The following is a 23,468-nucleotide window of genomic DNA, read 5'->3' as shown; positions in this document are numbered from 1 at the left end:
ACCTCCATCCGCAGTGGCCTTAAGCGCCCTACCTTAGTTCATCGGCCTTTGCCGCAGATGTCTCGGTCGGCCGTCGTTCCCTTGAAGGTCGGAGCGTTCGAAGGGCTGGTCGAAGGGGTGCTCGACGGGGTCGCGGAGCCGGTGGCCGAGGGGCTGTCCGAAGGCGAAGGCGACGCGCTGGCCGTACTGCTCGTACTGCCGCTCGTACCGCTGTCGTCGCTGCTCACCCGCACCGGCTGGTCGGCGCGTATGGCGGCGAAGAGCGTCTCGGCGTCGGGCTGCACCAACTGGTCGCGGTTGCGGTCCTGCACGTAGGGCTCGACGGGCGCGGTGACGAAGTGGATCGAGCCGGCGGGTATCTTCTGGAGGCGCTGCGCCAGCGCGTACAGGTCGCTGAGCGAGTTGAGGCCGGGGTCGGCCGTCAGCGACTTGGTGGCCGCGTCCAGCAGCGGGTACACCTTGCCGGGGTTGAGCAGCACCCCGTTGCTCTGCACCTTCTTGATCAGCGACGCGAGGAAGTCCTGCTGGCGGCTGATCCGTTCGGTGTCGCTGCCGTCGCCGATGCCGTGCCGGACCCGTACGTAGCCCAGCGCCTGTTCGCCGTTGAGCTTGTGCTTGCCCGCGGACAGGTTCAGGTGCGAGTACGTGTCATGGATGGCGACCGGGGTGCACACCTCGACGCCGCCGACCGCGTTCACCATGTTCTTGAAGCCGCTGAAGTCGACGATCAGGTGGTGGTCGACCCGTACGCCGGTCAGCTCCTCGACCGCGCGGATGGTGCAGGCCGCGCCGCCGAACTCGAAGGCCCAGTTGAACTGTTCGAACTTCGCGGCGACCGTGCTGCCGTCGGACTTGGTGCACTTGGGCACGTGCACCATCAGGTCGCGCGGGATGCTCACCGCGGTGGCGTTGCTGCGGTCGGCCGACAGGTGCAGCAGGATCGTGGTGTCCGAGCGCTGGGTGCCGGTGTCCTGGCCGTACTTGTCGTTGCCGCCGCTGCGGCTGTCCGAGCCGATCAGCAGGATGTTCTCGGTCGAGGCCGGGCCCTCGGGCGGGCGCTGCGACGCCTGCGCCTTCAGCTCGTTCTCGGTCACCGTGTCGGTGGTGATGTTGCCGTTGAGGTGCTGGTAGACGTACCAGACGCCGCCGGCGCAGGCGAGCACGAGCACCGAGGTGGCGATGGCGGTGTACTTCAGCCACCGGAAACGGCGCCGGGGCGCGGGGACTTCGGCATCGGAGCCGGGTGCGGCGGATTCGTCGGGCGCGGGTGCGGGTGCTTCGGTGGCTTCGGCGGGCTGGTCGGTTTCGTCGGGCGCGGGTACGGGCGCCTCGGCGGTTTCGGCCTTCACGGGTGCTTCGGCGGATTCGTCGGCTTCCGGCGCTTCGTCCTCCGGGTCCGCGGCGGAGTCGTCCCGCGATGGCTGCGCTGGCGTGGTCACGTCGTGCCCGTCCCTAGGTCAGGGGCCCGGCGGGCGGTGCCGGGCGTCATCCAGTCGCCGGAGGGATCGGACCCGAGTACCCGCGCGGCATTCGTTCAGACAGTCGAAATACCGCAAGGGTTGCCCGGAGCGCGCATTCTGTGCGGGAGTTGAGGAAATTTTCATGCAGGATCGGCACCTGCGTGATCAGTGGTGCTCAGGCGGCGCCCGGTGCGACCGTGCGGGTCACGCGCTCCGCGTCCTTGCGGCGCTCCAGCGCCTCGGCCGGCAGTTGGTCGAGGTGCCGGCACAGGACGACGGAGGCGCCCGCGGCGAGCGGTGCCAGCAGCCCCGCGGCCAGCCCGTGCCAACCGTCGTACGGCAGCCCGGACAGCAGCCGTGAACCCGGCGTCAGCCCCAGCGCCTCGGCCTCGGCGCGGGCCCTGGCCACCACCTCCGCGCCGGTGAGGGTCTCCCCGCCCGGCAGTTCGAGCGCCGGGTCGTCCGGCCCGACCGGCACGTACGGCGCGAACCGGTCGCTCTGGGAGGGCACTTCGACCGCGTAGTCCAGGAACGGCTGCGGCGGCGGCTGAGGGAACCGCCCGCCGAGCGGCCGCAGCGCCATCGCCACCCGCGGGCCGGCGCAGCGCGCGGCCTCCTCCAGGGTGTCCGGGCCGCTCACCACCAGGTCGGCCGCCGCCGGATCGCAGCCGGGCACCGCGACGACGCCGGCGGCGGACGCGGCCACCAGCCACACCGCGGTCTGCCAGTGCGCGGGCAGCAGCAGCGCGACCCGGTCGCCGGGTTCGGCGCCCAGCTCGTCCTGGATCAGGTTCGCCGTCTTCGCCACCCAGTTGGCGAAGGTCGCCACCGACAGCTCGACCCGCTCGCCGGTCGCGTCGTCGTAGAAGGTGATCAACGGGCGGCCCGGGTCGGCGCGCAGCGCGTCGGCGAGCAGTCCGGCGGGGGTCAGTGCGCTGGAGGTCACACGGCCCAGGCTACCTGGGGCGATACACGGACCCGGCCCGGTGCGCCGGTTCGCCGCAGCGGCCGACGTGCTGACGAGTTATCAGGTGGTGGTTTATCGGGTTTACCGCTTATGCCACTATCGTTCCCATGCGAGCACACCCCGCCTCCGCGGCCGGTACAGCCGACCCGACCCGCCGTCCCGCCACCGAGGCGATCCTGCTGGTCGGCGGCAAGGGCACCAGACTGCGCCCGCTCACCGTACACACCCCCAAGCCGATGGTCCCGGCCGCGGGGGTGCCGTTCCTCACCCACCAACTGGCCAGGGCCCGCGCCGCGGGCGTCGAGCACGTGGTGATGGCCACGTCCTACCTGGCCGAGGTCTTCGAGCCGTACTTCGGCGACGGCTCGGCGCTCGGCCTGCACCTGGAGTACGTCACCGAGACCGACCCGCTCGGCACCGGCGGCGCCCTGCGCAACGTCGCCCACCGACTGCACTCCGCGCCCGGCGAACCGGTCCTCGTCTTCAACGGCGACATCCTCACCGGCCTGGACATCGGCGCCCTGGTCGCCGCCCACCGCGCCGGCGGCGCCGACGTGTCGCTGCACCTGACCCGGGTCGAGGACCCGCGCGCCTTCGGGCTGGTGCCCACCGACCCGGACGGCCGGGTCACCGCCTTCCTGGAGAAGCCGCAGACGCCCGAGGAGATCGTCACCGACCAGATCAACGCGGGCGCGTACGTCTTCACCCGCGCCCTGCTCGACGAGATCCCCGCCGGCCGTCCGGTCTCCGTCGAGCGGGAGACCTTCCCCGGACTGCTCGCCGAGGGCGCTCACCTGCACGGCATGGTGGACTCCACGTACTGGCTCGACCTCGGCACCCCGCAGGCGTTCGTCCGCGGCTCCGCCGACCTCGTCCTGGGCCGCGCCCCCTCGCCGGCCGTCCCCGGGCGTCGCGGCGAACGGCTCGTGCTGCCCGGCGCCGAGGTCGCCGAGGACGCCAAGCTCTTCGCCGGCACCTGTGTCGCCGAGGGCGCGGTCATCGGGTCCGGCGCCCTGGTGGAGGGCAGCGCCGTACTGGCCGGCGCGCGGATCGAGCCGGGCGCGGTGGTGCGCGACAGCCTGATCGGGGTCAACGCCCGGGTCGGCAGCCGCGCGGTCCTCGTCGGGGCGGTGGTCGGCGACAACGCGGAGGTCGGCGCCGACAACGAACTGCTCGGCGGCGCCCGCGTGTGGTGCGACGCACGTATCCCGGCGGGGAGCGTGCGGTTCTCCTCCGACCAGTAGGCGGGGGCGGGGGGACCGGGGGCGCGGCGCGGCCCGGGGCCGGGGGGCGGGGGCGCGGTGCGGCCTGGGCCCGGTCGGTCCGGGCCGCCGGGGCTCTGTCAGCGGTGGAGCCGGGGGCTGCGCCGGGGCTGTCAGGGGCGAAGCGGAATCCGTCGGGCGAGGGCGCCGACGAGCCTTCGCAGTCGCCCGCTATACCCTTCCGGGGTGCCCGAAGACACCGCGTCCCCCAGGCCCGCCGCCGCGCAGGCGCCCCCGGGCCGCACCCGCACCTGGGCACCCCCCTTCCCCCTCGACGTGCGCCGCACCCTCATGCCGCTGCGCCGCGGCGGCGGCGACCCCGCCTTCCGGATCACGCCCGACGGCACCGTGTGGCGGGCCAGCCGAACCCCCGCGGGCCCGGCCACCCTGCGCCTGACCGGCAGCCCCGCCGCGATCGAGGGCACCGCCTGGGGCCCGGGAGCGCAGTGGCTGCTCGACGGCCTGCCCGCGCTGCTGGGCGCCGACGACGACCCGTCGGCGTTCGTCCCGCGGCACCGCCTGGTGCACGCCGCGCACCGGCGGCACCCCGGGCTGCGGCTGACCCGCACCGGGCTGGTGCTGGAGTCGCTGATCCCCTCGGTGCTGGAGCAGAAGGTCACCACGATCGAGGCGTACCGCGCCTGGCGGCTGCTGCTGCTCCAGCACGGCGAGGCCGCCCCCGGGCCGCGGGACGCCGGGGCGCCGCCCGGTATGCGGGTCATGCCCGACGCGGCCGGCTGGGCCCGGGTGCCGTCCTGGGACTGGCGCGGCGCCGGCGTGGACAACAAGCGCGCCTCCGCCGTCCTGCGCGCGGTGCGTCTGGGCGGCCGCCTCGACTCCCTGGCCGCCCGCCCCGCCGAGGAGGCCGCGGCTTTGCTCACGACGGTCCCCGGCATCGGCCCGTGGACCGCCGCGGAGACCCTCCAGCGCAGCCACGGCGCCCCCGACGCGGTGACCGTCGGCGACCTGCACCTGCCGCACCACATCGGCTACGCGCTGACCGGCGAACCGCGCTGCGACGACGAGACGATGCTGCGGCTGCTGGCCCCGTACGCCGGGCAGCGGCACCGCGCCGCCCGGCTGATCCTGCTGGCCGCGCCCGCCCCGCCCCGGCGCGCGCCGCGGATGGCGCCGGCCCGGCACCGCTGAAGCGGAACCCGAACCCGAAGCGGAACCCGAACCCGAACCGGAACCCGAACCGGAATCCCGCGGCGCCCGCGGGCGCGGCGCGGGCGCCGGACCGGCCGCCGGCTGACGTGACCGCCGGAGCCCGCGCGGTCAGCGCACCGCGAGGAACGGCTCCGCCGCGCGCTCGGCCCTGGGCGCGGGTGCCGCCGCGGGGTGGCCGACCGCGATGGTGCCCAGCGGGTCCCACGACGGCGGCAGGTCGAGCACCTTGCGCACCACGTCGCGGCAGAACAGCGCGGAGGACACCCACGCCGACCCCAACTGCTCCCCGGCCAGCGCGACCAGGAAGTTCTGCACCCCGGCGCCGCCGGAGACCAGGAACATCTCCCGCTCGGCCGTCGCCCGCCGCTCGTCCGGGTACGTGTGCGCGCCGCCCTCGGTGACCAGGCACGGCACCACCAGATACGGCGCCCTGCGCAGCACCTCGCCGCGCCGCAGCCGCTTGGCGACGCTCGCCTCCGAGAAGCCGTCACCGCGCAGGTCGGCGGCCCACGCGTCCCGCATCGCGTCCAGCAGCCGCAGCCGCGCCTCCGGCGTCTCCAGCAGCACGAACCGCCACGGCGTGGTGTGGTGCGGGGCGGGCGCGGTCACCGCGAGGGCGACGGCGCGCCGCACCGCCGCCGGGTCCACCGGTGCGTCGCTGAACTCCCGCACGGTGCGCCGCAGCGACACCGCTTCCCGTACGGCCTCGGACGTGCCCAGCCGGAACATGTCGCTGGCCGCCGACCGCACCAGGGCCCGGGCCCCGATGTCCTCCGGGTCGTCGGCCCCGTCCGCCTTCTGGGGGCGCAGGACGCGTGCCAGGCCGCGGACCACCGCGACGGGCATCCCGGTGGCCTTGCCCTTGACGAGGTCGCCGGCCGCGGCCAGCTCGTCCGCGGTCGCGGTGATCGTGACGTTCAAGGGGTTGCCGTGGGAGTCCTCGCCGCCCCGCAGGTCGTCCAGCACCTGCACGCCGGCCGCGCCGATCGCCACGTCGGTGAGCCCGGAGCGCCAGGGCCGCCCGAAGGTGTCGGTGACGACGATGCCGACCTGTACGCCCAGCGCGTCCCGCAGCCCCTGCCGGATGCGCCGGGCGGAGGCGTCGGGGTCCTCGGGCAGCAGCAGTACGGTGCCCGCCGGGGTGTTGGACGCGTCGACCCCGGCCGCGGCCATCACGAAGCCGTGCCGGTTCTCCACGATCCGGGTGTTCCCGCGCCGGGCCACCAGCCGCACCGTTTCCGCGTCGATCGCGGCCTCGCGGTCGTCCGCCTCCACCAGCCGCCCTTCGGCCTTGCTGACGATCTTGGACGTGACGACCACCACGTCGCCGTCGGCCAGGGCGACGCCGGTGGCGACGATCAGCTTGGCGATGTCGGCGCCGGGCTGCACCTCGCCGATCCCGGGGACGGCGAACACCTCGTAGCGGGGGGCGGTCGCGGTCATGCCCGCACCTCCTCGGCCAGCGCGAGGGCCTCGCGCGCCATCTGCGTGGTCGCCGCCAGGTCCGTCATGAGCAGGGGCACCGCCCGGCAGCGGATGCCGGCCGCCTCGACCTGCGGGACGGCTCCCGCGTCCACGGTGTCCACCAGCCACCCGTCCAGCAGCCCGCTGCCGTAGTGCGCCGCCACCGCCGCCGCGGTGGACTCCACGCCCACGGCCGCCAGCACCTTGTCGGCCATCCCGCGCACGGGCGCGTCGCCGACGATGGGGGACAGGCCCACCACCGGCACCCCGGCCTCCGCGATCGCCTCGCGCACTCCCGGTACGGCCAGGATGGTGCCGACGCTCACCACCGGGTTCGACGGCGGGAACACGACCAGGTCCGCGCTGCCGATCGCCTCCAGCACCCCAGGGGCGGGCTTCGCGTTCTCCGCGCCGACCGGCACCACCGCGTGCGCGGGCACCGACGCGCGCAGCCGCACCCAGTACTCCTGGAAGTGGACCGCCTTGCGCTCCCCGTCGACCTCCACGAGCACATGGGTCTCGACCCGGTCGTCGGACATCGGGATGAGCCGCACCCCGGGTTGCCAGCGGGCGCACAGCGCCTCGGTGACCGCGCTGAGCGGATAACCCGCACCGATCATCTGGGTGCGGACGATGTGGGTGGCGAAGTCCCGGTCGCCCAGGCCGAACCACTCCGGTCCGACGCCGTAGGCGGCGAGCTCGTCCTTGACCGCGAAGGTCTCGTCTGCCCGCCCCCACCCCTGCTCCTCGTGGATGCCGCCGCCCAGGGTGTACATGACGGTGTCGAGGTCGGGGCAGACCTTCAGCCCGAACAGGTGGATGTCGTCTCCGGTGTTGCCGATGACGGTGATGTCCGCCTCCGGCGCCGCTGCCTTGAGGCCGCGCAGGAAGCGCGCTCCTCCGATACCTCCGGCCAGAACCACGATTCGCATGGCCCCAGTCTGTCAGCCCCGTGACGTGCGGTGCCCGGGCCTCGGGCCGACTACGCCTGCGCGGGTGTAAGGGCGCCCGGGGTGCACGCGTACGGGGTCATCTCGGTCAGCCCGGGGAAGTACACGTGCAGGCTGACGGCGCCGTCCAGCGACTCGTTGGCGACGTCGTGGACGTAACCCGGGGCGAACACGCGCTGGTGACCGGGCGTCAGGACGCGGCGGGTCTCACCGCGGGGGGTCAGCGCGCGCTCGTGCAGGGTGCCGTCCAGGACGGTCAGCACGCCGCTGGAGCGGCCGTGGTCGTGCAGCCCGCTGCCTTGCCCGGGCAGCCAGCTCAACAGCCACACTTCGTAGCCGGGTCCGGTTCGCAGGCGCGCGTACCAACGGGTGGTGGCGTCGTAGCGCACCTGCGGGGCCCACTGCGCGCGGTCGGCGGCGATGGAGCGGGCGAGTCCGGCGAACTCCGCGACGGTGCTGGGGTGTCGGGGCACCGGCGGGAGCAGGTGGGGCAGCTCGAGTGGGTCACCGGCGATCGAGACGTCGGAGTACATGAGGGGTGTGTGTTCCTTGGGGTGCGCATGATGCGGAAAGGTGCCGGCGGCCGTGGCGGCCGGACAGGGGATCAGCGGCAGCGGAAGGAACAACAACAGCTCTGGGCGAGCGCGACGCAGCAGGACTCGGGGCGGCGAGTCCGGAAGGGCGCGTGGTGCTCGGCGTGCATGGGGCCAAGCAAATCGGTTCGAGCGGCGCCCTGTCAACCGAATGTCCGAAATGACCGATTGGTTTCCCCTGATCCGGTGGGCTCCGGTGGTGAAAGGTTTGTGTGTGGAGGGGTGCGGATAGGAGGTGGCGCAACCGTGCAGATCTGATGGGGATCTCCTTTCGGATCTGGGAAAACACGCGGCCCCGGTATGACCTTGTGCTCCTGTGATCGAAATGTGATTCCCGGTGCGTCGCTCGAACGAGTGGAACGCCGCCCGTCACCGCAGCGTCTGGCGTGGTGTGAGCGTTTGGCCGGTGGGGCCACGGTTGACGGATGCGGTCATTCAGGCCGATATCAACACTATCTGTCACTCCTTGGTTCAGCGGAGTGAATAACGGGCTCAATAGCAGATCTCGGCTTGACTGGCCCGGATCGGCACACTTGTAATTTCACTCGTGTCGTTCTGCCGGACCGCCGGACATGACGGCAGGTACCACCACGGGGAACATCACGGGGAAGCACGACAGACAGGGGCGCGCATGACCGAGCAGTTCCAGTTGCTGCTGGCCGAGGAGGCCGACGAGGAACTCGGCTGGCAGGAGCGCGCGCTGTGTGCGCAGACCGACCCCGAATCCTTCTTCCCCGAAAAGGGCGGTTCCACCCGTGAGGCGAAGAAGGTCTGCCTCGCCTGTGAAGTCCGTTCCGACTGCCTTGAGTACGCCCTCGCCAACGACGAGCGCTTCGGCATCTGGGGCGGCCTGTCCGAGCGCGAGCGGCGCCGCCTGAAGAAGGGCGTCGTCTGACCCGCAGCCCCGGCCGGCACCTCGCCGTCCCCCCGGCCGCCGCTTGCCCGCGGCCCCGCATCCGGCCCGTCTCCCGCGCCCTCCGGCACGGCAGGCGGGCCGCTGTTGTGCCTACGCCCGGACGGCCGCGCCGCTGCGAGCCGTTAGTGTGGGGGGCCGTCCGAGATGCATGCCCCGCCGCCGGCGGGTTGATGCGTCCACCGCAGTCCAGCGAACCGGGGCCCGAACCTCGATGTCCGTGAACAGCCCAGCACCGGCCGTCCATCCGTCCGGGACCCCTGAGTTCCCGCACCACGTCGTCACCGCCGTGCTCGTCGCGCACGACGGCGCGCGCTGGCTGCCCAAGGCCCTCCAGGGGCTGCTCGCGCAGGACCGCCCGGTCCAGGACGTCGTCGCCGCCGACACCGGCAGCGCCGACGACTCCGCCCGCCTGCTCGCCGAGTCCCTCGGCGACCAGCGGGTGCTGCACCTCGCCCGCCGCACCGGCTTCGGCGCCGCCGTCGACGAGGCCGTGCGCTCCACCACACCGCTGACCGCGGACGACCTGCCCTACCTCCGGCGCCGCACCAGCGGCTGGGACCCCGTCAACCGCACCTGGAACGACGACGCGTACGACGAACCCGCCCAGCCGCCGGCCGAACCCGTCCAGTGGCTGTGGCTGCTGCACGACGACTGCGAGCCGGAGCCCGGAGCGCTGGCCGCCCTCCTGCGCACCGTCGAGACCTCACCGTCCACCGTGATCGTCGGCCCCAAGCTGCGCAGCTGGTACGACCGCCGCCAACTCCTGGAGACCGGCGTCTCCATCGCCCGCAGCGGGCGCCGCTGGACCGGCCTGGAGCGCCGCGAGCAGGACCAGGGCCAGCACGACCAGGTCCGCCCCGTGCTGTCCGTCTCCTCCGCCGGCATGCTGGTGCGCCGCGACGTGTGGGAGGAACTCGGCGGCTTCGACCGCCGCCTGCCCCTCATGCGCGACGACGTCGACTTCTGCTGGCGCGCCAACGCCGCCGGCCACACCGTCCTGATCGCCCCCGACGCGATCATGCGGCACGCCGAGGCCGCCTCCCGCGAACGCCGTCCCGTCGACTGCGCCGGCCGCTCCGCGGTCAACCCGCACCGCGTCGACAAGGCCGGCGCCGTCTACACCCTCCTGGCCAACACCCGCGGCGCACTGCTGCCCTACGTCATGGTGCGGATAGTCGTCGGCACCCTGCTGCGGACCCTCGCCTACCTCGTCGGCAAGGTGCCCGGCCAGGCCGTCGACGAGATCGTCGGACTGCTCGGCATCCTGCTGCGGCCGGGGCGGGTGCTCGCCGCCCGGCGCCGGCGCGGCAGCGGCGCGGTGGCGCCCTCCGAACTGCGGCCGCTCTTCCCGCCGCCCGGCGCGACCGTCCGCGCCACCGTCGACCAGGTGGTCAGCAACTTCGCCGGCCGCGCCGACGCCTCCACCGCCGCGGCCGGCCGCCATGGCGGCGCCGTCGAGTCCGGGCCCGGCGACGACGACGGCGACTTCCTGGAGGTCGAGCAGTTCGCCCGGCTGAAGCGGATCGCCCGCAAACCCGGCCCCGTGCTCTTCGCCGTCCTGCTCGTCGTCTCCCTGGCCGCCTGCCGCGGCCTGCTCGGCGGCGGCTCGCTGGCCGGCGGCGCCCTGCTCCCCGCCGACCCCGGCGCCTCCGACCTGTGGTCCACCTACGCCGGCTCCTGGCACACGCTCGGCACCGGCGGCACCCAGGCCGCGCCCCCCTACATCGCGGTCCTCGCGCTCTTCGCCACCGTGCTGTTCGGCTCCACCGGCCTGACCCTGACGCTGTTCCTGGTCGCCTCCGTGCCGCTGGCCGGCATCGCCGCCTACTTCGCGTCCCGGCCGCTGGTCGAGTCCCGCCTGCTGCGCGCCTGGGCGTCGGTCGCCTACGCCTTCCTGCCCGCCGCGACCGGCGCCCTGGCCGGCGGCCGCCTCGGCACCGCCGTACTGGCGATCCTGCTGCCGCTCATGGCCCGCGCCGCCGTCTCCGCCGCGGGCCTGCAACTGACCGACTCCGCCATCGAGCGCGGCGCCCGCCCCGGCTGGCGCGCCACCTGGGCACTGGCCCTGATGCTCACCTTCACCACCGCCTTCACGCCCGTCACCTGGCCGATCGCCCTGGTGCTGGCCGCGGGCGCGATCGGCTGGCGCCTGGTGCGCCGCCAGCAGCAGCTCCTGGTGCCGCAACTGCTGCGCGCGGCCGCCCTGGTCGTCACCCCGCTGGTGCTGCTCGCCCCCTGGTCGCTGACCCTGCTCTCCCACCCGGGGCGCATGCTCGAGGAGGCGGGCCTGCCGTACTCCACGAAGACCGCCTCCGGGCTCGACCTGCTCCTGCTCAGCCCCGGCGGTCCCAAGGCGTCCGGCGGCTTCCTGCTGATCGGCGTCGTGCTCGCCGCGCTCGCCGCCCTGATGCGCGGCAGCCGCCGCCCCGCCATCGCCGTCGCCTGGGGCGCCGCCCTGACCGGCATGCTCTTCGCGGTCGTCGAGAACAGCAAGGACTGGGCCGGCCCCGCCACCCTGGTCTACGGCCTCGCGCTGCTGGCCGCCGCCGCGATCGGCGCCGAGGGCGCGAACGAGCGGATCGCCGCCAGTGGTTTCGGCTGGCGCCAGCCGGTCGCCGCCCTGATCGCCTTCGCCGCGGTCGCCGCCCCCCTGCTCGCCGCCTTCACCTGGATGATCGACGGCGCCGACGGCCCGCTCAAGCGCACCGACCCGACGCAGGTGCCCGCCTTCGTCGCGGAGGAGGCCACCACCTCCGACCAGCCCCGCACCCTGGTGATCGGCGGCACCCAGAGCCAGGTCCAGTACGCCATCGTGCGCGGCTCCGGCGTCCGGCTCGGCGACGCCGAACTCGCCGCCGAGGCACCCCACAACCGCGCCCTGGACAAGGTGGTGGCCAACCTCGTCGCGGGCTCGGGCGCCGACCAGGGCAGCCGGCTGGCCGGATACGCCGTGCGGTACGTCCTCGCGCCCAAGGGCGCGCCCAAGGCGTTCGGCAAGGTGCTCGACAGCACCCCGGGCCTGTCCCGGCTCAGCCAGTCCGACGGCACCGAGCTGTGGCAGGTCAACCAGAACGTCTCCCGCATCACCATCACCAGCAAGGGCGCCAAGCCCGTCGGCGTCCCCGCCGGCCGCATCCAGGCGCACACCAAGGTGCCCGCCGGCCCGTCCGGCCGCGTGCTGCGGATCGCCGACACCGCCAACTCGGGATGGCACGCGACCCTCGACGGCACCGCGCTCACCCCGGTCACCGTCGACGGCTGGGCCCAGGGCTTCGACCTGCCCGCCACCGGCGGCCGGCTGGACGTCACCTACAAGGAGCCGCTCACCCACATCGGCTGGCTCGGCATCCAGGCGCTGCTGCTGCTCGTCGTGATCGTGCTGGCGCTGCCGGGCCGCCGCCAGGAGATCGACGACGACCTCCCGGAGGCGGACGGCGTCACCACCGCCGACCTCCCCGGCCAGCCCCTCGGCGAGGGCCGCCGCGCCCGCCGCCTGCAAGCCGCCGCGGAAGCGGAGGCGGCCGAGGCAGCCGCCGCCGGCGCCACCGCGGCGCCGAACGCGCCCTCCGGCACCGAGCCGCCGGACACTGCCGCCGAGCCGCTCGAAGCCGGCATCCCTGCGCCCCGCGAAGAGGCCCAGGAGGCCCAGGACGGCGACTACGAGCAGGCGCCCGCCTATTCGGCCCCCGCCGGCGGGTACGACCCGTACGCGGCCGCTGAGGGCGCCGACGGCTACACCTACCAGGACACGGGCTACCAGGAAGGCGGCTACCAGGAGGGCGGCTACGCCGATCCCGCCTACGCGCAGGCCGCCCCCGGCTGGGAGAGCGCCCCGGCCGCCCAGCAGCCCTACCCGGCCGATCCCGCCGGATACGACCAGCAGGCGTACGGCGACGGCTACGGCTACCCCGCCCAGCCCGGCTACGACCCCTACGCGCCGCCGCAGCCCGCCCCGGACGGTCAGGCCCCCTACGACCAGGGCTACGGCGAGCAGCCCGACCAGGACGAGCAGGGCCGGCCCGGCTACCCCGACCCCGCGCCGTACTACGCAGACGGCGACCAGCGCCGTGATGGGAGCGAGTACCAGTGAACCGCAGCACCCTGTCCCTGGCCGGTGCCGTGGTCGCGCTCGCCGTCCTGACCGGCGCGGCCTCCATGACCGGGGGCGACGACTCCCACGCCGCCACCGCCGGCTCCTCCTCGCGCCTGCCGGTCCAGCGCAGCACCCTGCTGTGCCCGGAGCCGTCGACGTCGGAGTTCGCCGACACCACGTACACGTCCTTCACCCCGACCGGCAGCGGCACCTCCGGCGGCAAGGCCACCCTGGTGCCGGCCACCACGAAGCCCACCGCGCTCAAGCCGCTCACGTCCACCGGCAAGCCCGTCACGTCGAGCACCGACAAGTCGGACTCGCCCGCGCTGATCGGCACCGCGGACGGCGCCGTGGCACCCGGGTGGAGCGTGTCCCAGACGACCGTCGTGAGCGACGGACCCGGCCGCGGCCTGCTCGGCACCTCCTGCGTCGCCCCCGACAGCGAGTTCTGGTTCCCGGGCGCCAGCACCCAGGACGGCCGCCAGGACTACGTGCACCTGGTCAACCCCGACGACACCCCGGCCGTCGTCGACATCGACCTGTACAGCAAGGACGGCCAGCTCAAGGGCTCCACCGGCGACGGCATCACCGTGCCCGCGAACAGCTCCAAGCCGGTGCTGCTGTCCACGCTCATCGCCGACAAGGTGCAGGACCTGACCGTGCACGTCGTCGCCCGCAGCGGCCGGGTCGGCGCCGCCGTGCAGGCCACCGACAACGCGGCGGGCACCGACTGGCTGTCGGCCGCCGCCCAGCCGGCCGGGGACCTCGTCATGCCCGGTATCCCCGCCGACGCCACCGACGTGCGTCTGATCACCTATGTGCCCGGCTCCGATGACGCCGACCTGACGCTGAAGCTCGCCACCCCCAGCGGCTCGATCACCCCGGCAGGCAACGAGACGCTGCACGTCAAGAGCGGCATGACCACCTCCGTCGACCTCGGTGACCTCACCAGGGGCGACGCCGGGTCGCTGATCATCGGTTCGAGCAGCTCGCACGACCCGGTGCCGGTGGTCGCCGGGCTGCGCATCACCCGCGGCAAGGGCAGCGACCAGGAGATCGCCTTCCTGCCCGCGACCGCCCCGATCGACCGGCAGGCATCCATCGCCGACAACCGCAGCAAGGGCTCCACACTCGCCCTGACCGCCACCGGCAAGGACGTCAGCGTCAAGATCACCTCGTCGGCGGGCTCCACGGCGGGTACCTCGGTCAGCAAGACCGTCACCGTCAAGGCGGGCACGACGGTGTCCACGGCCCCGCCGCAGCCCTCCGGCCTCAAGGGCGCCTACGCGGTGACCGTGCAGCGCCTGTCCGGAGGACAGTTGTACGCGTCGCGGATGCTCGCACTGCCCCTGGACGGGGTGCCGATGTTCACGATCCAGCCGATGCCCGACGACCAGGGGCTGGTCGAGGTGCCGCAGGCCGCGGACGACCTGCGCGTCCTGGAACCCTAGGGTCCCCGGCCCCACCGCGTGTCACCCAGCGTCCCGGGGCACCGGCCGCCCTCGCCTCCAGGATGCGAATCCAGGGTGCGAGGGCGGCCGGCTCACTCCTCGCCGTACTTCGGATCGACGTTCTCCGGCGACAGCCCGAGCAGTTCGGCGACCTGCTCCACGACGACCTCGTGCACCAGCAGTGCGCGCTCGTCCCTGCCCTTGGCGCGGATCTCGACCGGGCGCCGGTAGACCACGATCCGGCTCGGCCGGTCCTTGGCCGCGCCGATCAGCCGCCCGAGCGGCACCGGGTCGCCGTCGGACGCCGGGGTGTCCTGCGGCCAGGGCACGTCCTGCACGGCGAACTCCACGTCGGCCAGCTGCGGCCAGCGCCGCTCCAGCCGGTCCGCGGCATCCCGTACCAGGTCGTCGAAGGCGTCGGCCCGGCTGAGCGCGAGCGGCACCTGCGGGGGCGCGATGGGCCCGCGCATGCCGCGGCCGTGCCGGTCGCGGTGCCGCGGCCTGGGCGCGGGCTGGGGCGGGGGTGTGGGGGCCGAGCTGTCCATCATCGTGAGCCTAGCCCCCGACGCGGGCGCGCACAGCAGGGCGTCGCCTGCGTACCGCGCCCTGCCCGCCGTACGGCGCAGCGTCCGGGCAGCCTCCGCACCCCGCCCGCCAGGCGCGCGGCACCCGCCGCCGTGGCTGCTTGGCGCCTCCACCGAGCCGCCGCCGGGTTCGGATCGGGCCACAGAAGTGACGGATATCCGCCACCTGACGTGCTGTGCCGCCCCGCCCGGCGCCGGCGGCCGCGGCGTTACTGTCGGTAGGCGCATTTGCTGCTCCGACGGTAGCCGCAGGTCAGCGTCGTACGTCCGGCGCGGCGGGCGGCAGGGGCCACGAGCGACACGACCGAGTGACCTGGTGGAGAGTCGTCGCGGCCCGCTCAAGAGTGCGGTACCGTCCAACCTCGTGAGCCCTGTACGTCGCTGTTCGCGCACCGCTTGCGGCCGTCCCGCCGTCGCGACACTGACGTACGTCTACGCGGACTCCACGGCCGTCCTCGGCCCGCTGGCCACCTACGCCGAACCCCACTGCTACGACCTGTGCTCGGAGCACTCCGAGCGGCTCACCGCCCCCCGCGGGTGGGAGGTCGTACGCCTGGCCACCGACACCGGTCCGGTCCGCCCCGTCGGCGACGACCTCGAAGCCCTCGCCAACGCGGTCCGGGAAGCGGCCCGCCCGCACCAACGCGGCCCGGGCGGCGCGGCCACCGCGCGCGACATCGACCCCGTGGAGGTCGCCCGGCGCGGGCACCTGCGGGTCCTGCGGTCGCCCGACCAGTAGCCCCGCCGGACCCGCGCGGCGTCTCGGATAGGTTGGTCGCGACCTGACCGCCCGGGACCGTAACGCAGAGGTGTGCAGTGCCCCAATCACCGGGTTCTCCGGCATCCCCCGACCTGTCGCAGATCGTCAAGGCGTACGACGTGCGCGGCGTCGTCCCCGACCAGTGGGACGAGTCGCTCGCCGAGGTCTTCGGCGCCGCCTTCGCCACGGTCACCGGCGCCTCCGCGCTCGTCGTCGGCCACGACATGCGGCCCTCGTCGCCGGGCCTGTCCCACGCCTTCGCGCGCGGGGCCGCCGCAAGGGGCGCGGACGTCACCGAGATCGGCCTGTGCTCCACGGACGAGCTGTACTTCGCCAGCGGCCGGCTGGACCTGCCGGGCGCGATGTTCACCGCGAGCCACAACCCCGCGCGCTACAACGGCATCAAGATGTGCCGGGCGGGTGCCGCGCCCGTCGGCCAGGACACCGGGCTCGCCGAGATCCGCGACCTGGCCGAGCAGTGGTCCGCGACCGGAGCGCCGCCGGCCGTCGCGACTCCAGGCATCATCACGGCGCGCGACGTCCTCGGCGACTACGCCGGGTTCCTGCGCTCGCTGGTCGACCTGTCCGGCATCCGCCCGCTGAAGGTCGTGGTGGACGCGGGGAACGGCATGGGCGGCCACACCGTGCCGACCGTCCTGGACGGCCTGCCGATCGACCTCGTGCCGATGTACTTCGAACTCGACGGCACCTTCCCCAACCACGAGGCCAACCCGCTCGACCCGAAGAACCTCGTAGACCTCCAGGCGAAGGTCCGCGAGACCGGGGCCGACCTCGGGCTCGCCTTCGACGGCGACGCCGACCGCTGCTTCGCGGTCGACGAGCGCGGCGAACCCGTCTCCCCCTCGGCGATCACCGCGCTGGTCGCCGTCCGCGAACTGGCCAAGCACCCGGGCGCCGCCGTCATCCACAACCTGATCACCTCCCGGTCGGTGCCCGAGGTCATCGCCGAACACGGCGGCACCGCGGTCCGCACCCGCGTCGGCCACTCGTTCATCAAGGAGCGGATGGCGCAGACCGGCGCCGTCTTCGGCGGCGAGCACTCCGCGCACTACTACTTCCGCGAGTTCTGGAACGCCGACACCGGCATGCTCGCCGCCCTCCACCTGCTGGCCGCCCTCGGCGCCCAGGACGGCCCGCTGTCCGCCCTCGTCGCGTCCTACGAGCGCTACGCGGGCTCCGGCGAGATCAACAGCACCGTCGCCGACCAGGCCGGGCGCACCGCCGCCGTGCGGGCCGCCTTCGCCGCCGAGGACGGCGTCTCCTTCGACGAACTCGACGGACTGACGGTCTCCACGCCCGCGTGGTGGTTCAACCTGCGCGCGTCCAACACCGAGCCGCTGCTGCGGCTCAACGTGGAAGCGCGCGATGACGCCGAGGTGGGGCGCCTGCGCGACCGGGTGCTCGCCATCGTCCGCGGCTGACGGCCAGGCGAAGGGCCGGGACCCTGCCCGGCCCTTCGGCAGGCGCGGCCCGTGCGGGTTGGTGCGCCGGCGGGCGACGGCCGGCGGGTCGTCCGTTGAGGGGTTGTCCGTTGACGGGTTGTCCACAGGCGGGTCGGCCCCGCCGCCGGGTACGGCGATAGGCTGAACCCGCAGGCCGCAACGGCCCCACACCGCCGCACCCCGCACGGAGGACCACCTTGCCGCTCGTCGAACCCAGCCTCCTGGAGATCCTCGCCTGCCCGGCATGCCACGCGCCCCTGCGCGAGGACGACGCCGCGGCCGAGCTGCTGTGCACGTCCGACGCCTGCGGCCTGGCCTACCCCGTGCGCGACGACATCCCCGTACTGCTCGTCGACGAGGCACGCCGTCCCGCCTGACCCAGGCCGAATCCGCACCCGACCGGGAGGTCGTGTTGTTCGACGAGTCGCTGTTGGAGGACCCCGACGCGCTCGCCCGCGCCGACGCCCACGGGCTGCTGCGCGGCGTCGCCGCGGCCGGAGCACGAGTACGCACCGCCCTGCGGCTCGCCGACGAAGCAGGCCTGGCCGACATGCGCCCCGACGGGCGGCCGCGCGCAGTGCTCCTCGCGGGCAGCGGTCCCGAGGCCGCCGCCGTCGCCGACCTGCTCGCGGCACTCGGCTCCGGGGCGGCCCCGGTCCAACTGCTCACCCCGACCGGCCCCAGACCGGAGCAGGCCCGCTGGACACTGCCCGGCTGGAGCGGCCCGCTCGACCTGCTCCTCCTGCTCAGCGAGCAGGGCACGGAGCAGGGCCTCACCGACCTCGTCGAGCAGGCATACCGCCGCGGCTGCACCGCCGTCGCCGTCGCCCCGGCCAAGACCCCGCTCGCCGAAGCCGTCGGACAGGTCCGCGGCATCGCCCTGCCCTTCGCCGGCCCGGTCGGCGCCGCCGCCGTACCCGCGGCCACCGACACCGGCGCCTTCTGGGCACTGCTCACCCCCGTGCTGGACCTCATCGGCCGGATCGGCCTGATCAGCGCGCCCGGCAGCGCCCTCGACGCCGTCGCCGACCGGCTCGACGAGATCGCCGCCCGCTGCGGACCCGCCGTCGCCACCTACACCAACCCCGCCAAGACCCTCGCCGCCGAACTCGACGGCTCCCTGCCCCTGCTGTGGAGCCAGGGCCCCGTCGCGGCCGCCGCCGCGCGCCGCTTCGGCACCGTCCTCGCCACCCTCGCCGGGCGCCCCGCGCTCGCCGCCGAACTGCCCACCGCCCTCACCGCCCACGGCCCCCTGCAGGCAGGCGCCCACACCCTGGCCGGCGACCCCGACGACTTCTTCCGCGACCGGGTCGAGGACACCGAGACCCTGCGCCTGCGCATCGTCCTGCTCCAAGAAGCCCCCGACCAGCCAGGTTCCGCCGCGCCCGCCGCACGCGAGCAGGCATACGCCCACGACACCCCGCTCAGCGAGATCACCGCTCCCGGCGGCGCCCCGCTGGACACCGCCGCGGAACTCCTCGCCCTCACCGACTTCGCCGCCGCGTACCTGGCCGTCGCCTCGACCGAGAGACCCTGACCGGAATGAACCGCCTCACCAACACCATCCGCCCCTACGCCTGGGGCTCCACCACCGCCATCCCCGAACTCCTCGGCACCCCGCCCACCGGCGAACCCCAAGCCGAGATGTGGATGGGCGCCCACCCCGGCGCACCCTCGCGCATCGACCGCGGCCAAGGCCCCGTCGCCCTCGACACCGTCATCGACGCCGACCCGGCCGCCGAACTCGGCGAAGCCGCCGTCAAGCGCTTCGGACCGCGCCTGCCTTTCCTGTTCAAGGTCCTCGCCGCAGGCGCGCCCCTGTCCGTCCAGGTCCACCCCGACCTCGCCCAGGCCGCCTCCGGATACGCCGACGAGGAAGCCCGCGGGATTCCCCTCGACGCCCCGAACCGCAACTACAAGGACGCCAACCACAAGCCCGAGATGATCGTCGCGCTGTCCCCCTTCGACGGCCTGTGCGGCTTCCGCCATCCCGCCGAGGCCGCGGACCTCATCGACGCGCTCGGCGTCCCCGCCCTGACCCCCTACGTCGACATCCTGCGGGCCCAGCCGGAGGACCAGGCCCTGCGCGAGGTGCTGTCCGCCGTCCTCGGCGCAGAACCCGACGCCATGGCCGAGACCGTACGCGCCGCCACCGAAGCCGCCACCCGCCTGGCGCAGACCCCCGGCTCCGCGCACGCCGCCGCCTACGCCGCCTACGCCAAGGCCGCCCACAGCTTCCCCGGCGACCGCGGCGTCATCGCCGCGATGCTGCTCAACTACGTACGCCTGCAACCCGGCGAAGCGCTCTACCTGGGTGCCGGCATCCCGCACGCCTACCTCGACGGCCTCGGCGTCGAGATCATGGCCAACTCCGACAACGTGCTGCGCTGCGGCCTCACCCCCAAGCACATCGACGTACCCGAACTCATGCGCATCGTCCGCTTCGAGGCCGGCGACCCGGGCGTGCTGCGCCCCGAGGCCGGACCCGACGGCGAGGAGCTGTACCCGGCCCCCATCGATGAGTTCCGGCTCTCCCGCTACCTGCTCGCTCCCGGCGCCGACCCGCGCACCCTGCCGGCCGGCACCCCGCAGATCCTGCTGTGCACCAGCGGCCAGGTCCGCCTGCGCACCCTCGGACCCGCGCGGACCCCCGCCGCCGACGGCGCCGAACTGACCCTCGCCCAGGGCGAGTCCGCCTACATCCCCGCCGGCGAGCACACCGAGCTCACCGGCCAGGGCACCCTGTTCCGCGCGACCGTGACCGTCTGACCCCGACCGAAGGGACACCCACCACCCATGAGCGCGTCAGGCGGCAGCAGGGCGATCATCGCGGCCCTCAGCGCCAACCTCGCGATCGCCCTCGCCAAGTTCGTCGCCTTCGCGTTCAGCGGGTCGTCCTCGATGCTCGCCGAAGGCGTGCACTCCGTGGCCGACTCCGGCAACCAGGCGCTCCTCCTCATCGGCGGCAAGAAGGCCAAGCGCGCCGCCAACGAGGAACACCCCTTCGGCTACGGCCGTGAGCGCTACATCTACGCCTTCCTCGTCTCGATCGTCCTGTTCTCCGTCGGCGGCATGTTCGCGCTCTACGAGGGCTACGAGAAGGTCAGCCACCCGCACCCCGTCGACCACTGGTACTGGCCGGTCGGCGTCCTCGTCTTCGCGATCATCGCCGAGGGCTCCTCCTTCCGCACCGCGATGAAGGAGTCCAACCACACCCGCGGCGACCTGTCCTGGGCCGAGTTCATCCGCCGCGCCAAGGCACCCGAACTCCCCGTCGTCCTGCTGGAGGACTTCGGCGCGCTGATCGGCCTCGCCCTGGCCCTGGCCGGCGTCGGTATCGCCATCGGCACCGGCAACGGCGTCTGGGACGGCGTCGGCACCCTGTGCATCGGAACCCTCCTCATCTGCATCGCACTCGTTCTCGCCGCCGAGACCAAGTCCCTGCTGATCGGTGAGGGCGCAAGCACCGACCTCGTCGCCCGCATCCGCGACTCCATCGCCGACGGCGACACCGTCACCGGCGTCATCCACATGCGCACCCTCCACCTCGGCCCCGAAGAACTCCTGGTCGCCGCGAAGATCGCCGTCGCCCACGACGACACCGCCGCCCAGGTGGCCGCCGCCATCGACGCGGCCGAAGAGCGCATCCGCGCCGCCGTGCCCATCGCCCGGGTCATCTACCTCGAACCCGACATCTACAGCGCGGCCGCCGCGGCGGCGGGCCCCGACCCCGACCAGACGCCCGGCGGCCGCTGACCGCGAGGCCCTGCGGCAGACAGGCCGCCCGGTGTAGATTCATTCGTAGCCAGACGTCGCTGCTGATGGCGGTCGGGCGGTCAACGCACCACGACCGGCCGAGGGAGAGAGGGCCTCCGACGGATTGCGCTGCCAACGGGACAGGTGTGTCCGTAGCGCTCGACACGCCATACCGCGCGGTAGCGCCTGTCCAAGTCCACCTCGACCACCACGAGGAGCAGCCCGTATGACCACCACCGCCACCGACTTCAAGGTCGCGGACCTTTCTCTTGCCGCGTTCGGCCGCAAGGAGATCACCCTCGCCGAGCACGAGATGCCCGGCCTGATGTCGTTGCGCACCGAGTACGCCGCGGCCCAGCCGCTGGCCGGCGCCCGCATCACCGGCTCGCTGCACATGACCGTGCAGACCGCCGTCCTCATCGAGACCCTCGTCGCCCTCGGCGCGCAGGTTCGCTGGGCGTCCTGCAACATCTTCTCCACCCAGGACCACGCCGCCGCGGCCATCGCCGTCGGCCCCGAGGGCACCGTGGACAACCCGCAGGGTGTGCCCGTCTTCGCCTGGAAGGGCGAAAGCCTCGAAGAGTACTGGTGGTGCACCGAGCAGGCCCTGACCTGGCCGAACACCCCCACCGGCGGCCCCAACATGATCCTGGACGACGGCGGCGACGCCACGCTCCTGGTGCACAAGGGCGTCGAGTTCGAGAAGGCCGGCGCGGTCCCGGCCACCACCGCCGATGACAGCGAGGAGTACGGCCACATCCTCGACCTGCTGCGCCGCACCCTCGCCGCGAGCCCGCAGAAGTGGACCCAGCTCGCCTCCGAGATCCGCGGCGTCACCGAGGAGACCACCACCGGCGTCCACCGCCTGTACGAGATGCAGCAGGACGGCACGCTGCTCTTCCCGGCGATCAACGTCAACGACGCGGTCACCAAGTCGAAGTTCGACAACAAGTACGGCTGCCGCCACTCGCTCGTCGACGGCATCAACCGCGCCACCGACGTCCTCATCGGCGGCAAGGTCGCAGTGGTCTGCGGCTACGGGGACGTCGGCAAGGGCTGCGCCGAGTCGCTGCGCGGTCAGGGCGCCCGCGTCATCATCACCGAGATCGACCCGATCTGCGCCCTCCAGGCCGCGATGGACGGATACCAGGTCGCCACCCTCGACGACGTCGTCGAGACCGCCGACATCTTCGTCACCACCACCGGCAACCGCGACATCATCATGGCCTCCGACATGGCCCGGATGAAGCACCAGGCGATCGTCGGCAACATCGGCCACTTCGACAACGAGATCGACATGGCCGGCCTCGCCAAGATCCCCGGCATCGTCAAGGACGAGGTCAAGCCGCAGGTCCACACCTGGACCTTCCCCGAGGGCAAGACCCTCATCGTCCTCTCCGAGGGCCGCCTGCTGAACCTCGGCAACGCGACCGGCCACCCCTCCTTCGTGATGTCCAACTCCTTCACGGACCAGACGCTGGCCCAGATCGAGCTGTTCACGAAGCCCGAGGAGTACCCGATCGGCGTCTACGTGCTCCCGAAGCACCTTGACGAGAAGGTTGCCCGCCTCCACCTGGACGCGCTCGGCGTCAAGCTCACCACGCTCCGCCCCGAGCAGGCGTCCTACATCGGCGTCAAGGTCGAAGGCCCCTACAAGCCGGACCACTACCGCTACTGACCGGTGCGGTCGCGCGCCCGCGCGGCCGACCGAGCGGCCTGAAGATCCACCGCGCACCGGCCCCCGTCTCGCCTGCGAGGCGGGGGCCTTGCCAGACCCCGGAACCGAACGATGCCCCGCGGCCGATACTCCTTCTACGACACGCATGACCACACTCCCCTCGGTGCAGAGCACTTCCACTGCGCCACCGGCCCTTCCGGCTGGCGCTACACTGCGCAGACCACCACGCCCGAAGGCGCGCACGCGGGATCGATCGACCTCACCATCGACGACCTGGGCCGTCCCATCCGCCTGGAGTTGCACGCGGCGGCATGGCAGGTCCGCGCCGCCGCACTGGACGGCGTCACCTGGGTCAGGACGGACCCGTCGGGCGAGCACGCGCAAGAAGGAAACGCGCCCGCGCACGCGTTCACCGGCGTATCGCCGGCGTTCCTGATCGCCACCGCGCGGCTGCTCCGCCTCGAACCGGGCGGCCCGGCCATGCGCGTACGTCTCGTGTCATTCCAGGCCCCCGTCCTCGCACCGCTCACCGTCGACCAGTCGTGGTCGCTCCTCACCAGGACAGCACATTCCACGGACAGCGGTTTGCTGCCTGTGGACAACTTCCGCGTGGACGACCTCGCCACCGGCGACCAGCACGACGTCCACATCGCCGGCGACGTGGTCCTCGCGGCGCCGGGCGTCGAGCTGGAGGACCTCGACACGCCCCCGTCCAGCTTTGGCTGATTTGACGCTCACCTGGGTGGGATGTAGGTTTGAACGGTTGTCGCGAACCGGACTCGTCCGGGGTGAGCGCGAGAACCTGCTACCTCGCTCGTCGAGGGCACCAACATCCGTCCGAGAGAAATCTTGAGTCGGTACGCGTGTCTGCGAAAGGCGGGTGGTAATTCCGACCGGAAAT

At 73.4% G+C, this 23,468-nt stretch carries 19 protein-coding genes; 13 read left to right on the top strand and 6 right to left on the bottom strand.

Annotated features, from left to right (window positions below; genetic code table 11):
* Window positions 1-38 precede the first annotated feature (38 nt).
* Window positions 39-1,439 carry an LCP family protein gene (locus AC3ERT_RS27495; RefSeq protein WP_435177388.1) on the bottom strand — a complete coding sequence of 467 codons (1,401 nt, stop codon included), beginning with the start codon at window positions 1,437-1,439 and terminating at the stop codon, window positions 39-41.
* 196 nt (window positions 1,440-1,635) lie between these two features.
* Complete coding sequence (locus AC3ERT_RS27490) at window positions 1,636-2,406, bottom strand: TIGR03089 family protein (RefSeq protein ID WP_435177386.1); 771 nt, start codon at window positions 2,404-2,406, stop codon at window positions 1,636-1,638.
* Between the two features lie 128 nt (window positions 2,407-2,534).
* On the opposite strand from AC3ERT_RS27490, the gene manB reads away from it, so the two are divergent.
* The gene (manB, locus tag AC3ERT_RS27485; protein WP_335971173.1) at window positions 2,535-3,671 is read left to right on the top strand and encodes a mannose-1-phosphate guanylyltransferase; all 1,137 of its coding nucleotides are present in this window, start codon (window positions 2,535-2,537) and stop codon (window positions 3,669-3,671) included.
* Between the two features lie 204 nt (window positions 3,672-3,875).
* The gene (locus AC3ERT_RS27480) at window positions 3,876-4,838 is read left to right on the top strand and encodes a DNA-3-methyladenine glycosylase family protein (protein ID WP_435177384.1); all 963 of its coding nucleotides are present in this window, start codon (window positions 3,876-3,878) and stop codon (window positions 4,836-4,838) included.
* 129 nt (window positions 4,839-4,967) lie between these two features.
* Here the strand turns inward: AC3ERT_RS27480 and AC3ERT_RS27475 are convergent, their stop codons facing one another.
* From AC3ERT_RS27475 to AC3ERT_RS27465, 3 genes are read right to left on the bottom strand one after another with little or no spacing between them, the layout of a single operon-like run.
* Window positions 4,968-6,302: a coenzyme F420-0:L-glutamate ligase gene (locus tag AC3ERT_RS27475; RefSeq protein ID WP_435177382.1), complete on the bottom strand. Its 1,335-nt coding sequence runs from the start codon at window positions 6,300-6,302 to the stop codon at window positions 4,968-4,970.
* Entirely contained in the window at window positions 6,299-7,255 is a 957-nt protein-coding gene (gene cofD / locus AC3ERT_RS27470; protein ID WP_435177380.1) for a 2-phospho-L-lactate transferase, read from the bottom strand. The genes AC3ERT_RS27475 and cofD overlap by 4 nt, the downstream gene beginning before the upstream one ends.
* Before the next feature lie 50 nt (window positions 7,256-7,305).
* Window positions 7,306-7,806: a cysteine dioxygenase gene (locus AC3ERT_RS27465; protein WP_435135475.1), complete on the bottom strand. Its 501-nt coding sequence runs from the start codon at window positions 7,804-7,806 to the stop codon at window positions 7,306-7,308.
* Between the two features lie 691 nt (window positions 7,807-8,497).
* Here AC3ERT_RS27465 and AC3ERT_RS27460 point away from each other — a divergent pair.
* From AC3ERT_RS27460 to AC3ERT_RS27450, 3 genes are all read left to right on the top strand, one after another.
* A complete protein-coding gene (locus tag AC3ERT_RS27460; protein ID WP_031519519.1) occupies window positions 8,498-8,761 on the top strand; it encodes a WhiB family transcriptional regulator in 264 nt (87 codons plus the stop codon).
* A gap of 232 nt (window positions 8,762-8,993) precedes the next feature.
* Window positions 8,994-12,872 (top strand): glycosyltransferase, encoded by a 3,879-nt coding sequence (locus AC3ERT_RS27455; protein WP_435177378.1) that lies wholly within the window; start codon window positions 8,994-8,996, stop codon window positions 12,870-12,872.
* Window positions 12,869-14,326 (top strand): DUF5719 family protein, encoded by a 1,458-nt coding sequence (locus tag AC3ERT_RS27450; protein WP_435177376.1) that lies wholly within the window; start codon window positions 12,869-12,871, stop codon window positions 14,324-14,326. The genes AC3ERT_RS27455 and AC3ERT_RS27450 overlap by 4 nt, the downstream gene beginning before the upstream one ends.
* A gap of 92 nt (window positions 14,327-14,418) precedes the next feature.
* Here the strand turns inward: AC3ERT_RS27450 and AC3ERT_RS27445 are convergent, their stop codons facing one another.
* Window positions 14,419-14,871, bottom strand: coding sequence for a metallopeptidase family protein (locus AC3ERT_RS27445; RefSeq protein ID WP_335971188.1), 453 nt, complete (start codon window positions 14,869-14,871; stop codon window positions 14,419-14,421).
* Window positions 14,872-15,226: 355 nt separating this feature from the next.
* On the opposite strand from AC3ERT_RS27445, the gene AC3ERT_RS27440 reads away from it, so the two are divergent.
* The 8 genes from AC3ERT_RS27440 (at window position 15,227) to AC3ERT_RS27405 (ending at window position 23,293) form a co-directional block, all read left to right on the top strand.
* Entirely contained in the window at window positions 15,227-15,649 is a 423-nt protein-coding gene (locus AC3ERT_RS27440) for a DUF3499 domain-containing protein (RefSeq protein ID WP_435177374.1), read from the top strand.
* A 77-nt stretch (window positions 15,650-15,726) separates the two neighbouring features.
* Entirely contained in the window at window positions 15,727-17,112 is a 1,386-nt protein-coding gene (locus AC3ERT_RS27435) for a phosphomannomutase/phosphoglucomutase (RefSeq protein WP_435177372.1), read from the top strand.
* Between the two features lie 218 nt (window positions 17,113-17,330).
* Window positions 17,331-17,510: a Trm112 family protein gene (locus AC3ERT_RS27430; RefSeq protein ID WP_335971192.1), complete on the top strand. Its 180-nt coding sequence runs from the start codon at window positions 17,331-17,333 to the stop codon at window positions 17,508-17,510.
* A 35-nt stretch (window positions 17,511-17,545) separates the two neighbouring features.
* Window positions 17,546-18,670 carry an SIS domain-containing protein gene (locus AC3ERT_RS27425; RefSeq protein ID WP_435177434.1) on the top strand — a complete coding sequence of 375 codons (1,125 nt, stop codon included), beginning with the start codon at window positions 17,546-17,548 and terminating at the stop codon, window positions 18,668-18,670.
* 5 nt (window positions 18,671-18,675) lie between these two features.
* Complete coding sequence (manA, locus tag AC3ERT_RS27420; protein WP_435177370.1) at window positions 18,676-19,902, top strand: mannose-6-phosphate isomerase, class I; 1,227 nt, start codon at window positions 18,676-18,678, stop codon at window positions 19,900-19,902.
* Window positions 19,903-19,929: 27 nt separating this feature from the next.
* Window positions 19,930-20,889, top strand: a complete 960-nt coding sequence (locus AC3ERT_RS27415; protein ID WP_435177368.1) for a cation diffusion facilitator family transporter — start codon at window positions 19,930-19,932, stop codon at window positions 20,887-20,889.
* Window positions 20,890-21,115: 226 nt separating this feature from the next.
* Window positions 21,116-22,567: an adenosylhomocysteinase gene (gene ahcY / locus AC3ERT_RS27410; RefSeq protein WP_335971199.1), complete on the top strand. Its 1,452-nt coding sequence runs from the start codon at window positions 21,116-21,118 to the stop codon at window positions 22,565-22,567.
* Between the two features lie 111 nt (window positions 22,568-22,678).
* The gene (locus AC3ERT_RS27405; protein WP_335971201.1) at window positions 22,679-23,293 is read left to right on the top strand and encodes a hypothetical protein; all 615 of its coding nucleotides are present in this window, start codon (window positions 22,679-22,681) and stop codon (window positions 23,291-23,293) included.
* Window positions 23,294-23,468: the final 175 nt, after the last annotated feature.

The organism is Actinacidiphila sp. bgisy145 (assembly GCF_057708125.1).
Note: the sequence above shows the minus strand (reverse complement) of the source record. Positions and strands in the feature narration are given on the sequence as shown.

Bases quoted from the DNA above. Each gene is read 5' to 3' on its own strand.
- manB (WP_335971173.1), top strand. From the start codon at position 2,535: ATGCGAGCACACCCCGCCTCCGCGGCCGGTACAGCCGACCCGACCCGC.
- AC3ERT_RS27475 (WP_435177382.1), bottom strand. From the start codon at position 6,302: ATGACCGCGACCGCCCCCCGCTACGAGGTGTTCGCCGTCCCCGGGATC.
- cofD (WP_435177380.1), bottom strand. From the start codon at position 7,255: ATGCGAATCGTGGTTCTGGCCGGAGGTATCGGAGGAGCGCGCTTCCTG.
- AC3ERT_RS27465 (WP_435135475.1), bottom strand. From the start codon at position 7,806: ATGTACTCCGACGTCTCGATCGCCGGTGACCCACTCGAGCTGCCCCAC.
- AC3ERT_RS27460 (WP_031519519.1), top strand. From the start codon at position 8,498: ATGACCGAGCAGTTCCAGTTGCTGCTGGCCGAGGAGGCCGACGAGGAA.
- AC3ERT_RS27455 (WP_435177378.1), top strand. From the start codon at position 8,994: ATGTCCGTGAACAGCCCAGCACCGGCCGTCCATCCGTCCGGGACCCCT.
- AC3ERT_RS27445 (WP_335971188.1), bottom strand. From the start codon at position 14,871: ATGGACAGCTCGGCCCCCACACCCCCGCCCCAGCCCGCGCCCAGGCCG.
- manA (WP_435177370.1), top strand. From the start codon at position 18,676: ATGAACCGCCTCACCAACACCATCCGCCCCTACGCCTGGGGCTCCACC.
- AC3ERT_RS27415 (WP_435177368.1), top strand. From the start codon at position 19,930: ATGAGCGCGTCAGGCGGCAGCAGGGCGATCATCGCGGCCCTCAGCGCC.
- ahcY (WP_335971199.1), top strand. From the start codon at position 21,116: ATGACCACCACCGCCACCGACTTCAAGGTCGCGGACCTTTCTCTTGCC.
- AC3ERT_RS27405 (WP_335971201.1), top strand. From the start codon at position 22,679: ATGCCCCGCGGCCGATACTCCTTCTACGACACGCATGACCACACTCCC.